This is a genomic window from Flavobacterium sp. AK-345, from assembly GCF_058310175.1.
Genome location: NZ_JBZEER010000001.1, coordinates 497,121 through 511,809, shown reverse-complemented (window position 1 = coordinate 511,809; position 14,689 = coordinate 497,121). Strand labels below are relative to the sequence as shown.

The 14,689-nt window shown below is 34.4% G+C and carries 10 protein-coding genes; 9 read left to right on the top strand and 1 reads right to left on the bottom strand.

Annotation, left to right across the window (positions count from 1 at the left end):
* Nucleotides 1-20 precede the first annotated feature (20 nt).
* The 5 genes from AC4FQ3_RS02345 to AC4FQ3_RS02325 all read left to right on the top strand — a co-directional run bounded on the left by AC4FQ3_RS02345 (nt 21) and on the right by AC4FQ3_RS02325 (nt 7,346).
* Nucleotides 21-701 (top strand): response regulator transcription factor, encoded by a 681-nt coding sequence (locus AC4FQ3_RS02345; protein ID WP_042567096.1) that lies wholly within the window; start codon nt 21-23, stop codon nt 699-701.
* Nucleotides 691-1,956 carry a sensor histidine kinase gene (locus AC4FQ3_RS02340; protein ID WP_491180722.1) on the top strand — a complete coding sequence of 422 codons (1,266 nt, stop codon included), beginning with the start codon at nt 691-693 and terminating at the stop codon, nt 1,954-1,956. The genes AC4FQ3_RS02345 and AC4FQ3_RS02340 overlap by 11 nt, the downstream gene beginning before the upstream one ends.
* Nucleotides 1,957-2,020: 64 nt before the next feature.
* Nucleotides 2,021-4,432 (top strand): TonB-dependent receptor, encoded by a 2,412-nt coding sequence (locus AC4FQ3_RS02335; protein WP_491180721.1) that lies wholly within the window; start codon nt 2,021-2,023, stop codon nt 4,430-4,432.
* Nucleotides 4,433-4,506: 74 nt separating this feature from the next.
* Entirely contained in the window at nt 4,507-6,465 is a 1,959-nt protein-coding gene (locus tag AC4FQ3_RS02330) for an LTA synthase family protein (protein ID WP_491180720.1), read from the top strand.
* Nucleotides 6,465-7,346 (top strand): diacylglycerol/lipid kinase family protein, encoded by an 882-nt coding sequence (locus tag AC4FQ3_RS02325; RefSeq protein WP_491180719.1) that lies wholly within the window; start codon nt 6,465-6,467, stop codon nt 7,344-7,346. Before AC4FQ3_RS02330 ends, AC4FQ3_RS02325 begins: the two co-directional genes overlap by 1 nt.
* Before the next feature lie 76 nt (nt 7,347-7,422).
* Here AC4FQ3_RS02325 and AC4FQ3_RS02320 read toward each other — a convergent pair whose 3' ends face one another.
* Nucleotides 7,423-8,181, bottom strand: a complete 759-nt coding sequence (locus AC4FQ3_RS02320; RefSeq protein ID WP_491180718.1) for a phosphatase PAP2 family protein — start codon at nt 8,179-8,181, stop codon at nt 7,423-7,425.
* Between the two features lie 291 nt (nt 8,182-8,472).
* Here AC4FQ3_RS02320 and AC4FQ3_RS02315 point away from each other — a divergent pair, with 291 nt between their 5' ends.
* The 4 genes from AC4FQ3_RS02315 to AC4FQ3_RS02300 all read left to right on the top strand — a co-directional run bounded on the left by AC4FQ3_RS02315 (nt 8,473) and on the right by AC4FQ3_RS02300 (nt 14,511).
* On the top strand, nt 8,473-10,653 hold the full coding sequence (locus AC4FQ3_RS02315) for a TonB-dependent receptor (protein WP_491180717.1): 2,181 nt from the start codon (nt 8,473-8,475) through the stop codon (nt 10,651-10,653).
* 347 nt (nt 10,654-11,000) lie between these two features.
* Nucleotides 11,001-11,738: a hypothetical protein gene (locus tag AC4FQ3_RS02310; protein WP_491180716.1), complete on the top strand. Its 738-nt coding sequence runs from the start codon at nt 11,001-11,003 to the stop codon at nt 11,736-11,738.
* Nucleotides 11,739-12,164: 426 nt separating this feature from the next.
* Nucleotides 12,165-13,706, top strand: a complete 1,542-nt coding sequence (locus tag AC4FQ3_RS02305) for a hypothetical protein (RefSeq protein WP_073394100.1) — start codon at nt 12,165-12,167, stop codon at nt 13,704-13,706.
* Nucleotides 13,707-14,031: 325 nt separating this feature from the next.
* Entirely contained in the window at nt 14,032-14,511 is a 480-nt protein-coding gene (locus AC4FQ3_RS02300) for a CAP domain-containing protein (RefSeq protein ID WP_491180715.1), read from the top strand.
* Nucleotides 14,512-14,689 lie beyond the last annotated feature (178 nt).

The window sequence follows — 14,689 nt, the reverse complement described above, 5'->3', positions numbered from 1 at the left end:
ATTCATTTGTAAATTGCAGCATGAAAATTCTTATTATTGAAGATGAGCGCGAAATTGCGCAAAGCATCAAAGACTACTTTAAAACAAACGGCATTCAATGCGAAACCGCCGAAAACTATAATTTGGCACTCACCAAAATAGACAGTTATGATTATGACTGTATCTTATTGGATCTTATGCTGCCGGATGGTGATGGTTTTGATATTTTAAAAGAGTTAAAAGCCAAAAATAAAACCGAAGGCGTAATTATTATCTCGGCAAAAGAAAATCTTGAAACGCGTTTGGAGGGATTTAATCTGGGCGCTGACGATTATTTGACTAAACCTTTTCATCTGGCTGAATTATTGGTTCGCATGCAGGCGCTTATACGTCGTAAAAATTTTAAAGGAAGCAATAGTGTTGTCTTTAATGAAATTGCGGTCGATATTTTCTCCAAAACAGTAGCTGTAAATGATATAAAACTGGATCTTACCAAAAAAGAATTAGATTTACTTTTGTTTTTAATTGGCAACGAAAATAAAGTATTATCAAAATCTGCCATTGCAGAACATCTTTCCGGTGATATGGCAGATATGCTGGACAATCATGATTTTATATATGCCCATATCAAAAATCTTAAAAAGAAACTAACTCAGGCCGGCAGCGGAGATTATATAAAAACAGTATACGGCTTAGGATACAAATGGGAAAATGAGCAATAAAAAACTACTTCTTAAAACAACCAACAGTTTTCTTATTTATGCTGTTGTTATACTTTTAATAGCAGCGCCGGTATTTTATTATACCTGCCAATGGCTCTACATTTATGAAACAGATGAAGTACTGCTTTTTCATAAAGGGGCTTTTGTAAATGAGAGCCATAGCAATTATAAAGCTGCTGACATTGCGGCATGGAACAAATACAATCACAATGTTACTATTGTGCCCGATATGGGCGTAACCAAAGATTCCATCGTTGGTGAGATGATTTTTGAAGCCATAGCCAATGAAAAAGAGCCTTTTCGCATACTTTATGCCCCGGTAGAAATAAACGGAAAAAAGTATACTTATATAGAAAAGCGTAATCTGGTAGAAATGGAAGGAATGGTCATTAGCGTTGCGTTTATGTTCCTTTTTATAATCATTATCCTGCTGACAGGGATTATCTGGATATCCAAAAAATCGGCTGCACAAATCTGGAAACCTTTCTATAATACACTGAGCCAGATTGAGGAGTTTGAAATTGATAAAAATAATTCGCCGCAATTTATTGCAACAGATATTGATGAATTTGACAGGCTTAATAAAAGTCTGGAGCGCTTAATAGAAAAAAACATTATTATTTATAAAAGTCAAAGAGAATTTGTGGAAAATGCAGCTCATGAACTTCAGACCCCTTTAGCTTTATTTCAGACTAAAATTGACACGCTGCAGCAATTGGACTTAACCCGCGAACAATCTGCCTTAGTAGGATCTCTTAATAAGGATGTTTCAAGATTGAACAGACTGAATAAAAACCTTTTATTACTTTCTAAAATTGATAATGAAATTTATCTGGAACAGGAAACCATTATTTTAAATGAATATATTGATAAAAATCTTGATTTCTTCATTGAACAGGCACAAGCCAAAAATGTAAAAATCAATACGCATTTTAAAAATATTCTAAGAACAAAAGGAAATATTGCCCTGACAGAAGTGCTGCTTAATAATTTATTTCTAAATGCCATTCGTCACAATGTGAAAAATGGTGTAATAGATATTATAATAGAGAATAACTCGCTTAAATTTGTCAATACTGGTCAGGAAACACCGCTGGGAGCGCAGAGTATCTTTAATCGTTTTTCAAAAGTAAATCCGTCGTCTCAGGGAAATGGACTTGGACTGGCAATTATCAAAAAAATCTGCGAAATTAACCATTGGGATATCCGTTATTCTTTTACTGAAAATCTGCATATTTTTGAGGTGATTTTCTAAAAATTCAAACTTCCTACAGAATCACTTTTGAGCTTTGTACTATTCTTTTTTTTAAATAGTACAAATGAAATCAAAAACACTACTGCTCTTCTCTTTTCTGCTAATAGCCGTAATGCAATTATCTGCCCAGAAAAAAACAGTAATTCTTTCGGGAATTATTACCGATAGTAAATCCAAAGTTGCGATACCTTACGCCAATGTTGTTTTAAAATCTTCAAAAGATTCTAAAATTTTCTTCGGAACCGTTAGCGGCGAAGATGGACGCTTTACCATAACAGGAGTAAATTCAGGAAATTTTACGCTGGAAGTAACTTCAATTGGTTTTAAAACAAAATCAAAGTCCGTATTTGTTGGCAGTCTTTCTGATTATCTGGATCTTGGAACTGTCGAGCTTGAAGAAGACATCAATACTTTATCTGAAGTAACGGTAAGCTCCAACATGCAAAAAAATCCTGTTACAATGGATAAAAAAGTGTTTGCAGTTGCCGATAATATTACGCAAAGCGGAGGCTCTGTTCTGCAGTCTATGCAAAATCTGCCCGGTGTTACCGTTCAGAATGGAAAAGTACAGTTAAGAGGAAATGATAAAGTTACCATCTTAATTGACGGGAAGCAAACTGCACTAACAGGATTTGGAAATCAGTCGGGACTCGATAATATTCCTGCTTCTGCCATCGAAAAAATTGAAATCATCAATAATCCTTCTTCGAAATATGATGCAAACGGAAATGCCGGAATCATCAATATCATCTATAAAAAAAATAAGCAGGATGGCTTAAATGGTAAAATTGGAATCAGTTCGGGTTATGGCGCGTTGTGGGAGCGTAAGGCAAATCTTCCCACGATCAGGGATCAATATCACATGACGCCAAAAATCAATCCGAGCCTGTCTTTAAATTACAGAAAAAATAAAGTAAACACTTATTTACAAGCCGATTATCTGTATACTGAAACCCTAAACAAAAATGAGTTTGTAACCAGAACCTATGATGATGGCACCATAATTAACCAGCAAACCAAACGAAATCGCGACACGCATTTTACCACTATTAAAACCGGAATCGACTGGAATTATAACGACAAAAACACTTTTTCATTTTCCGGATTATTTGGAAGCGAAAAAATTATCGATCACGGAGATGAGCCTTTTTTTAACCAAGATTATTCTCAGCGTTTGCGCTTATGGCAATTTTTAGAAGATGAGCTTAAGACAACCGTGATGGCAAGCGCTTCTTACCAGCATAAATTTAGACAAGCTGGGCGAAAATTAAATGCGGGAATTAATTACACGTACCATCAGGAAGATGAAAAATATTTCTTTGATAATATTCTGCCAGCTTCTACAGGACAAGATGCCTTTAAATTACTTTCAGATGAAAAAGTAATCGACTTAAATTTAGATTATGTTCAGCCTTTAAAATACGGTCATTTTGAAACGGGAATTAAATTTAGAAATCGGGAAATTCCAACCAACATGCAGTTTTTTCCGGGCGAAAACTCCCCTATCGATGCCAATGCAGGTGGTTGGGCCACTTATAAAGAAATCATTCCTGCTGTTTATGGAAACTATATTTATGAAACAGAAAGAATTGAAGCTGAGTTGGGACTGCGTTATGAATATGTACAGCTAAAGTATGAGGTAAACCCCAATCACCCTACTTATAAAAGTGACGGTTATAATTATACAGAACCTTTTCCGAGTGTTAAGCTTGCTTACAAAATAGATGATAAAAATAAATTTACCGCTTTTTACAACCGCCGTGTTGACAGGCCTAATGAAGTCGATATTCGTATTTTTCCTAAATACGATGATGCTGAAATTATTAAAGTAGGAAATCCTGCCCTTCGTCCGCAGTACACAAGTGCTTTTGAAGTGGGTTATAAAACCGATTTAAAAAAAGGTTATTTTTTAGGTTCACTTTATTACCGGGTTGTAAACGGTACAATTACCCGAATTGCAACAACTGTTCCCAGCAGTGCTATTATTTATAATGTTTTTCAAAATGCTATGGAAAGCTCTTCTTTTGGCATTGAGCTTGTCTTTGCAAAAGAAATTACGCCTTGGTATTCTTTTAATCTGAATGGAAATTTATATAAAAATACAATAGACGCTTTTACGGTTACCAATTTATATCCAGTTGCGTCAACTTATAGCGGAAGTCTTCAGGAAATTACTTCGGGTAATGTAAAATGGAATAATACTTTTCAATTTAACAAAACACTTTCCGGACAGGTTTCTATGGTTTATCTGGCACCGGACATTATTCCACAGGGAAAAATTGACTCTCGCTTTTCTACTGATCTTGGTGTAAAAAAGAGTGTGCAGAAAGGAAAAGGCGAAGTATTCATAAATGCGACCGATATCTTCAATACACTGGTAATAAAAAAAGAAATTCAGGGTGAAGGTTTCCGCTACACTAGCAAGGATTACTATGAGACACAAGTAGTTCGCTTTGGCTACAGTTATAAATTCTGATTTCCCAATAAAAACCAAAATTCAAAATAAATTCAGAATTAGGTTATAAAATTTGCCTTTCAATATTCAACATTATGTATAAACTACCATCAAAATACGGCAGGTATTCGCTGTTGTTTCATTTCATTCTCTGGTTCTTAATTCTTTCACAATTTCTGAGAGTTGTTTTTTTCATATGGCAATATGATGAAGTTTCGTGGAATTTGATCACTATTTTAAGAACATTGTTTACAGGTTTGTTTTTTGATTTTGGTACTGTTACTTTCATTTCACTCTGCAGTATATTTTATTATAGTCTAATGCCCAATAAATGGATTGGCTCGATATTAGATAAAATCCTTATTTATTTTTTCACATCACTCACGGTCTTTATTCTTGTATTTACTTTTTTTGCCGAATTGACATTTTGGGATGAATTTAAAACCAGATTTAATTTTATAGCCGTTGATTATCTTATCTATACGCATGAAGTAGTAGCCAATATCAAACAGTCTTATCCGCTTCCTTTGCTAATTGGCGGGGTTTTACTGCTAAGTGCAGCATTTCTGTTTCTTTTTTATCAGCAAAAAGCTTTTACAACAACTTTTACTTCAAAATCAACTTTAAAAACCAGACTTTCAGTTTTATCCTCATCCATTATTGTGGCTCTTTTTTTTGGTTTCTTTATTAGAAATAATCAGGCGGAATGGTCTACAAACCGCTATAATTCTGAAATTTCAAAATCAGGAATTTATTCCTTTTTTGCCGCTTTTAGAAACAACCAGATGAAATATGTTGACTTCTATACTTCAATTCATAATGACAAAGCTTTTGGTGTTATAAGAAAGAAACTGGCAGCTGATAATGCTGTTTATTTTAAAAGTGATTATTCTATTCATAGAAAAATAACAGACAGTACTGCTTCTCTTAAAAACAAAAATGTCGTTTTTATTTTGGTCGAAAGCCTGAGCGGAAGTTTTCTTAAGGAGTTTGGAAATAAGGAAAACATAACTCCATTTCTGGACAGTCTCGCCCAAAAAAGTATCTTTTTTGAGGATTTATATGCCACGGGAACCAGAACGGTTCGAGGCATGGAGGCCGTTACTTTATGTATTCCTCCCACGCCGGGCCAGAGCATTGTAAAAAGACCTAATAACCAAAATCTATATACGGTTTCTAATGTTTTTAAATCCAGAAAATACGATTGTAATTTTTTCTATGGCGGAGACGGTTACTTTGATAATATGAATGCCTATTTTGGAGGCAACGGATTTACGATTTATGATCGTGGACGAGGAAGTGTTTTGAGCGACGAAATTAAAACCGTGCGTCATAATATTAATGATAACGAAGTTACTTTTGAGAATGCGTGGGGAATTTGTGATCAGGACATTTTCAATAAAATGCTAAAAGTGGCTGATTTACAATACAAAGCCGGAAAGCCATTTTTTAATTTTGTAATGACAACTTCCAATCACAGGCCTTTTACTTATCCTTCGGGAAAGATTGATATTCCATCGGGAACAAGCCGTGAAGGAGCGGTAAAATACACCGATTTTGCCTTGAAAGAATTATTCAAAAAAGCCAAAACAAAACCCTGGTTTAAAAACACAGTATTTGTAATCATTGCAGACCATTGCGCCAGCAGCGCCGGAAAAGATGAAATAGATGTTGCCAATTACCATATTCCAGCCTTCATTGTGAATTTACCAGAGAATCAGAATCAAAAAATAGCCAAACAGTGTTCGCAAATCGACCTGTGGCCTACCCTTTTTTCTTTGTTTCACTGGAACTATGAATCTGATTTTTTTGGAAAAAATGTTTTGGATAACCGTTTTGAACAAAGGGCATTAATGGGAACGTATCGCAAATTGGTTTTGATGAAAAAGGAAAAGGTAATGATTTTATCAGATCAGAAGAAACAAGCCTTTTACTCGTGGAACAAAAAAGACAATAGTCTTAAAGCTCTTACTATCGATCAATCATTTTTAGAAGAAACTATTTCATGGTACCAGACTGCCGATTTTCTTTTTACCAATAAACTTTTAAAATAATGATTTACATTCATTTTATAATCAATCCTATATCCGGAAGTGGAAAACACAATTTGTCTGCTTCCTATCTTTTAAGTCAATTTCCGAAAGAAAAATATAAAATTGAAATTGATTATACCAATCAAAAAAAGCATGCCATAGTACTCACAAAAGCGGCTATTGTACACAATCCCGATTATATAATTGCTTGTGGCGGAGACGGAACCATCAACGAAGTAGCTTCTTGCCTTGTGGGAACTTCAATTAAGTTAGGAATTATTCCGGTAGGTTCAGGAAACGGGCTGGCCTCTAACTTGAATATTCCCAGAAATTTTGACAAAGCAATTGCTATCATTAAAAAAGGAAATGCAACAGCGATGGATGTGGGACAGCTAAATCACAAATACTTTTTCAGCAATATGGGTATCGGCATTGATGCCATGATTATAAAAAAATATGAGAGAGCAGGAAAAAGAACACTTCCCGCTTATATCAAGGCTGCATTATCTTCCAGCTTAGAATTTAAACCGCAAAAAACCATTGTACATTTTAACGATCAAATTATAGAAACAGATCCTTTGATGTTATTCATATCTAACTCAAACGAAATGGGGTACAATATGAGCCTGACTCCAAAAGCAAGTCTTCACGACGGATTATTGGATATGATTATTATACCGAAATTGTCTTTTTTTGAAAAAATTATGCTGGGTTATCATGTGCTTCGAAATTCAATTGAAAAATTTGAAAAGGCAAAACACTTTTTAGTAAAAGATATTCAAATCGAAATGCCGTCCAAAATCTTCATTGATGCTCAAATTGACGGGGAACAGTATAATTTAAAAACAAATGAAATAAAAGTAAGCATACTTCCCAACGGTTTGCAGGTTCTTGTTTTATAAAAACATAAATTCCATAGAGAGACTACATAATCTGTCTATGGAAATTAATTTTGTAATTCTTAATTTATATACTGCTTTAAAATTGCCTTACGAAACTGCATCCTAATTCTTTTCCGTTATAAAAAGGCATAATCATCGATGTGGTTTTATTTTCTTTTGAGGATTTAAAGACCTTATTCTGCAGATAAGGATATATCCAATAAGCGGCTTTTGTACTTAATATTCCTATACCTGCGCCCGCCACTACATCTGTAAGCCAGTGCCTGTCATTATACATTCTAAAAAGTCCCGTTCCTGTTGCCACTGCATATCCTGCAATTCCGTACCAAATTGATTGGTCCTTATATTCCTGATACATAAATTCGGCTCCCGCAAAAGCAGTAGCAGTATGTCCAGAAGGAAATGAGTTATTCGAAGACCCATCTGGTCTTTCAACTTTAGTAATGTTTTTCAGGGCAAATACCGAAGCGCTCATCATTAAATAAGAACTGGCCAAAATAATAGAGCGGTCTTTTAGGTTATTTTTCCCTTTTACGCCAAAAGCATTAAGTGCATAAACAGAAGCTGCAGGTGCCCACTGAGAAAAATCATCAATAGAAACTTTATGATCAATATCCTCATTTACTTCTTCCTTAATTTCTGAATTATAACTCTTAAGCTGATCACTTTCTAAACCAATAAATCCATATCCCAAAAGAACCCCGGGAATGATTAATTGTTTGTAATTGAACTTTAAATTAGGTACGGTATCTTGTACAGCAATTGTATCACTTATTGTGTTTTGTGCACAAATCGAAGTCATACCAAAAAGGAAAAAGAGGAAGTTTTTTAACATTTTATAAAAAGATTAGAAATTATTAATTACGCTTGTTGAATAGAAAATAAACGTAGTTTTTCCTCATAGAAAACAGATTAAATTAGAATGATAAGTCTTTCTGTTAAAGATTAATAAGGCAAAGTTCAACCTGAAATCTGAAGAAATTCTGTATTTACGGCGTTAGTGTTTTTTTTAACAAAAATTTAATCCAGCCCGCCAACACCCTTTAATAAGCATGTATTATCCAATTGATTTTGTTATTGATTTTTATATATTTGCAACTATTTAAATTAAGTCTAAATAATACCAATGAAAATTTATACGCTCCTTTTACTGTTGTGCTTCACTATAAGTTCACTCTCTGCACAGCAAATTTCTAAATCAAACACTAAAACAGAAAAAGATAAAAAAACAGATCCACAAAGTCAGGATAGTATTTTAACCGATAAGCCAGCGGCTGATAATGAATTACAGGAAATTGTTGTTTCCGCATCAAGGAAGGCAGAGATTTTAGATGAAGTTCCTTCTTCGGTTACCTTATTATCCAAAAAACAAATACAGCAACAATTAAGCATTAGTTCTAATCTTAGTGATATCCTGGGAGCATCCGTACCAGGTCTTGGTTTTACTACCAATAGAACTCAGAATTTAGGACAGACTTTACGAGGCCGTCGTGTATTGGTTATGATTGACGGTATTCCTCAAAGTACACCTTTAAGAGATGGCGCCAAAGACATGCGATCTCTTGATCCTACTGTTTTAGAGCGTGTAGAAGTAATTAAGGGAGCAACTGCTATTTATGGTAATGGTGCAGACGGCGGTTTGATTAATTATATTACCAAAAAAGCCAATACTGATAAAGCGATTAGCGGATCAACAGAGGCAGGAACAGCTTTCTCTCTTATAAAGCCTAAAGGAACCGCCGGTTTCTTTGTTTCCCAGCTTTTTTCTGGAAAAATAAAGAAATTCGATTACGTAGTCAGTGGGCGTTATGAAGAGACGGGACTTTATCGGGATTCGAAAGGACGAGTACTTTCTCCGGAATACGGAATGAATGATCTAAGAAACTGGAATGCTTTTGCAAAAATTGGTTATGATATCAATACCAATAACCGCCTGGAATTAATGTATAACTATTTTCAGAGTACACAGCATACCGATTATATAGCAAAAGCCGGTATTTACGGTAATTTTGATTCGCCAACTACCGGAATTAGAGGACAGCGCCCGGGGGAACCTGAAGGAACACCTTATAACCATAATGCAAGTTTAAGTTATACTAGTGAAAATTTAATTGGAAATACGGATGTTAACGCAACACTTTACTTTCAGGACTATCTTACACTAATCAACTACAGTGACTTTTTTGAAAATAACGGACAGCCTGCAACACAAAGCAAGAAACTGGGTTTTCGCTTAAATTTAAACACACCATACGAATTCAGCTCTCTTATATCAGGTAATTTAACTTATGGATTGGATATTCTTTCGGATATAACAGATACACATCTTACGGATGGAAGATTGGTAATTCCTGAAATGAATATGACGAATCTTGCTCCTTATTTTCAGCTTAAAAACATGTTTGGACCGAACTTGGTATTAAAAACGGGTTTAAGGCTTGAGAATGTAAATATCGATGTACCGGATTACACCACTATTGGTATTCGTAATTATGTAAACGGAACTTATGTAGGCGGCGGGACTGCTGTAAAGGGCGGAGCATTGGATTTTGATGCGCTTATGTTTAATGCCGGGCTGCGTTATACAAAATGGGCTCTTTTTAAACCTTTTGTTAGTTTCTCTCAAAGTTTCAGCGTAGCTGATTTAGGTCTGGTACTTCGCGCTGCCAAAGAAAATACAGTTAGCAATACATCCATAAAAGCGGTTACGGCTAATAATTATGAATTTGGATTCTCCGGATCACTGGCTAAACTTTCTTACGAAGGAGCTTTTTATTACAGTACATCAAAATTAGGCGCGTCTTATGTTTATGTTGATGGTAATCCACAGATTTCCCGCTCACCTGAAAAAATTTATGGCTTTGAACTCTCAGCCAAGTATAGTCTTCATCCAAAAATTGATATTGGAGCAAATTATTCCTTTACCGAAGGGAAACGCGAACTAACCGATAAAAAAGTATATTTAGGAGGAGATCGTATAAATCCGCCAAAAATAGCAGCTTATACTGTTTTTAGACCACTTGAAGACTGGTCAATATTTCTACAAATGACAAATACAAACGGCAGGGACAGATTTGAGCCTGTTAATGGCGCTTACACATACGGAACAGGTCCAATAAAATCTTTCACGGCTTTTAATCTTTCTTCAAGCTATACTTTAAAAGAAAAAAGCACAATTCGCCTTGGTGTCGAAAATTTATTTAATAGAGATTATTATACGGTTATCTCCCAATGGCAGTCCAATAATATGAATTATGTCAAGGAAAATGGTACGCGGATAACTATTAGCTTTACACAGGCATTTTAATAAATTCTCTGACAACCTAAGATACGAATTTACATCAATCACCAACAGGACATCCAAACCAAAATACCAAGAGGAAGTAAAAAGGACAAAGATTAAGGACAAAGATTAAGGACAAAGATTAACGAAATCTATCATAGTTTCAAAAGCAAAAGGCATACTAAATGGTATGCTTTTTTGTGTTTAAAAGGGCAAAACAATTAAAATAATCACACAATTTTCTGTAATTTGTCTTTTTCTAAAACTCTTTAGCAACTTAAAATCCTTACATTTACCCGCTGGCTAATCAAATTTCGCTGTATAATTAATCAATTTAGCAGCGTCAGGTCAATTAATTTTAAGCAGTCAAGATGAAAAAACATACTGTAACAGTAGCATCGTTACCTTTAGATGATCATACACTATCGAATATTCAAATTAAGAAAGCCAATTTGTTACCAGATCTGCAATCGCGGCTGGATTCTATGGAAATGAAAGAAAAACCAATAATGGATTCTTCCATTCCTTACAGGGACCTGACAGATACAGCGAGTAAAAAAGAAAGTATTGCCCGAATAATTGATAAACTGGACGTTGAAACCAATCTTAGATATCAAAGAACTGTAGAAGACACCTATTGCAATGTATACTCTTATGATTATTGCTATTTTGCTAAAGTATATCTTCCAACCGTTTGGTGGACTCCCGAATCCCTTGAAAAAATTATACAGGGACAAGATGTAGAAGCTATTTTTGAACAAACCGTAGACCGTATCTATTCCAGTGCCATACACGACTGGTTTTTAGAATGGGGACCAAATTTTGGATGGGAAAAAATGTTTACAGCTGAAGAAATCCAGCAGAAGGTAAATGCCAATGGCGGAATTGGAATAATTTGCGCCAAGAGAAGAGAAAAAGGTCTCTCCGGACACATTGTTCCCGTGGTTCCCGAAACTGAGCTGCATAAAGCGTACCGCGAAAATGGCGTTGTCGTATATCCGCTGCAGTCGCAGGCAGGAAAACTGAATTACAATTACTTTTCGGAGGTGAGAAAAGACTGGTGGAATGATGATTTGTATTCCTCGTATGTGTTTTATTATCACGAATAAAAACGCAATTCGCCATATCGTTAAACATTCTAAAAAAATATTGATTATCAACGAGATAACTACTTGGAAATACGATAATAAAAAACTATTTTTGCAACTTAGAAAAAACAAGAACAGCAAAAGTTGTGATTTAGCTATTCTCTTGCCTAAATTATTGATACAAAAGTGATTGATAACGAAAGTAATTTTATAACCTTATCATAAAATTTTACTTCTAAATTGATGTTTCAGTCGATAAAATTGCAAAAAATCTAAAATATAAATTCCTATATTTTTAAAAGTAAACGAAAACTTTTATAATGGAGGCAACAATATGCTTAATCCGTTATAGGTTTCTTGTCTCTGGTTTTAACAGATTGAATTTGTATTTGTGAATAAAAATGACTTTATAAATTAAAATAACCTTAAAAAAGAAAGTAAGTATAAATGAAAGACAATCAGACAAAAAAATATTATTGGGGAATAGGATTGGAAAACGAAACCTACATGCAGTTTGAAGAACCCCTAATAGTTTCTGGTGAATTTATACAAGAAAAAATTGGCTTTGAGAAATATAGTATTGATTACAGAAAATGCTATAAACCCGAAAGCCTGGCTCCTATGCTGAAAAAAGCTTTTAACCTGACTGAAAACTATAAAGTAAGTCGAATGATGAACAGTCATTCGCTGGAAAAGCTCGATATCAATTATCAGCACAAGACATTATCGCCAGTAAAAACAGTAATCGATACGGAAGCCGGTGAGATAATCGCAGAACCGATTGAAAATCCGGAATATCTGGGCAAATCGATCATGGAACTTTTCCTTGAAGATCAGCCATACAACATTCAGAGTATGATTACCCAAAGAAACAAAACGATGGGATCGGTGCATTTTGATGGTGATTCTATTGAATTTGTAACCAAATATTTTGAAAACAGAACAATTACTGATTCCTGCAAAGAATTGAAAGCGACCAAAAAACTGTTTTTGGATAAAATCAACGAATCGTCTGTGTTAAACGGAAAATTAAATTTTCCGGATTACAACAACGGCCTTAATATGTTTATGACCAATCAGGAAAACCTGGTTTTGTTCAATAACGGAACCTACCATTTTCATATCACCTTACCGTCATTAACAGAAGATAGCAGAATTGTGGATTATAATGATTTTGAAAAAACACATGCTAACGCCATTTACCTATTACAGTGGTTTGAGCCTTTTTTCATATCCACGCTCGGAAGCCCTGATATTATGGGCGTGATAAGTGATAAATACAGCTTAGATAAAAAATTCACTTTGGGTTCAATGCGAAATGCCATGTCCCGTTACATAGGTGTTGGGACTTATAACAAATCAATGCCAAAAGGTAAAATCCTAACCTATAAGGTAGACAATTTTAGAAAACTACTGAAATTTACAAAAGAAGAAAATATCTGGTGGCGTGATCAGATTGAAGCTGACATGGAATATGAAATGCTTTCGGAAGTGGGGCTTGACTTTAATCAGGAAAAAATGTACCAGAGCGGTTTCGAATTCAGAAGCTTTGATGAATTCCCGGCGGAGTATTTAAATGATGTTCTTTTTTCTATTATTCTAATTTGCGAACATTCCCTGAACCTGCCTGATGTGCAATGGGGACATGACAGCAAAGCATGGAATAATCTGGTCTTTAAAACCTTAAAAACGGGTTATGCCACTGAAATCAATGAAGAAGAAAAGAAAGAGCTTTTAAATTTACTGCAGCTATTAAATCCTTCAGATTCTAATTACAGTACCCTAAAATCAGAATTTGAAGCCATCATCATGCTGGATGAATTTTTCTTTAAAATTTTGGCTGTTTTACATGACAAATACAAGGACAACAACATTTGCCTGGATGCTATGTACGGACAAAAAACAAGTACTGCTCCAAAATGGGACAACTTTAATAAATACCAGACCGAAAGGCATTTAAAGCAAATTGGTTCGTTCTGCGATAATTAAAAAAGTATATCTAAATAAAAATAAGCCAATCTCTTCAAATCTTCCATAAAATTTATAGAAATTTGATCAGTCGAGGTCACAAATAAAAAGCTCCAAATTGTTGATTTGGAGCTTTTTTTATGCCCTTTTACCTCCATTTAATACGTATGAATATGTAAATACCCAGCGGTTTGGTTTCCCCGTAGAGTTACAAGTGATGAACTAAACTGTCGTTTATCTTTTTGAGAAAAAATTTCAATAATAAAAGCAAAGAACCTTAATTTTAGAAAATCTTAAAACAATAAAACAAATATCTTTATACCTCCTAAATAAATAATCAATTATTATGTTTCCAAAGCGTGTTATTTATATTCTTTTGACCTCCTTATTATTTATCTCATGTAGTAATGATGATGATACTCTCATTGATGGGACAGACGTTACTGATTCTGTTTTGATTGAAATAAATAAACTTAGAACAACAGGATGTAAATGTGGAGCCGATGATATGCCTGCTGTACCTCCATTGGTAAGCAATCCATTATTAACAAAAACAGCTATTAATTATGCTAATGATATGAATGCACGCAATTATTTCGCGCATATATCGCCTGAAGGGACAAGTCCTATACAAAGAGCCGCTGCTGTTGGTTATACCGGAAAATATGTAGGTGAAGTGATTGCTCGCAATTACAGTACTTCTGCCGAAGTTGTAATAGGCTGGAAAAACAGCGAAGACCATTGTAAAGCCATGATGAGTAATACTTATGTAGAAATGGGTGCTGGAAAATCAGGAAACATATGGGTTGCAAATTTAGGAAAGTAAACTAATTCTCTTCTAGAAGTTGTTATTTAACCATAACAACACATTGATAAACAATTTATCTTCGCTACAAAAAAATAGACTTATTCTTACGATAATGAGAATAAGTCTGTTTTATTATTTACAAATTATATTATTCTCAGTTTTTTATTTTATATATAGTCATTTTTACCATAACTAA

What these genes read in the sequence shown, in the direction of transcription:
- AC4FQ3_RS02345 (WP_042567096.1), top strand. Translation starts at nt 21, where the DNA reads ATGAAAATTCTTATTATTGAAGATGAGCGCGAAATTGCGCAAAGCATC.
- AC4FQ3_RS02340 (WP_491180722.1), top strand. Translation starts at nt 691, where the DNA reads ATGAGCAATAAAAAACTACTTCTTAAAACAACCAACAGTTTTCTTATT.
- AC4FQ3_RS02335 (WP_491180721.1), top strand. Translation starts at nt 2,021, where the DNA reads ATGAAATCAAAAACACTACTGCTCTTCTCTTTTCTGCTAATAGCCGTA.
- AC4FQ3_RS02330 (WP_491180720.1), top strand. Translation starts at nt 4,507, where the DNA reads ATGTATAAACTACCATCAAAATACGGCAGGTATTCGCTGTTGTTTCAT.
- AC4FQ3_RS02325 (WP_491180719.1), top strand. Translation starts at nt 6,465, where the DNA reads ATGATTTACATTCATTTTATAATCAATCCTATATCCGGAAGTGGAAAA.
- AC4FQ3_RS02320 (WP_491180718.1), bottom strand. Translation starts at nt 8,181, where the DNA reads ATGTTAAAAAACTTCCTCTTTTTCCTTTTTGGTATGACTTCGATTTGT.
- AC4FQ3_RS02315 (WP_491180717.1), top strand. Translation starts at nt 8,473, where the DNA reads ATGAAAATTTATACGCTCCTTTTACTGTTGTGCTTCACTATAAGTTCA.
- AC4FQ3_RS02310 (WP_491180716.1), top strand. Translation starts at nt 11,001, where the DNA reads ATGAAAAAACATACTGTAACAGTAGCATCGTTACCTTTAGATGATCAT.
- AC4FQ3_RS02305 (WP_073394100.1), top strand. Translation starts at nt 12,165, where the DNA reads ATGAAAGACAATCAGACAAAAAAATATTATTGGGGAATAGGATTGGAA.
- AC4FQ3_RS02300 (WP_491180715.1), top strand. Translation starts at nt 14,032, where the DNA reads ATGTTTCCAAAGCGTGTTATTTATATTCTTTTGACCTCCTTATTATTT.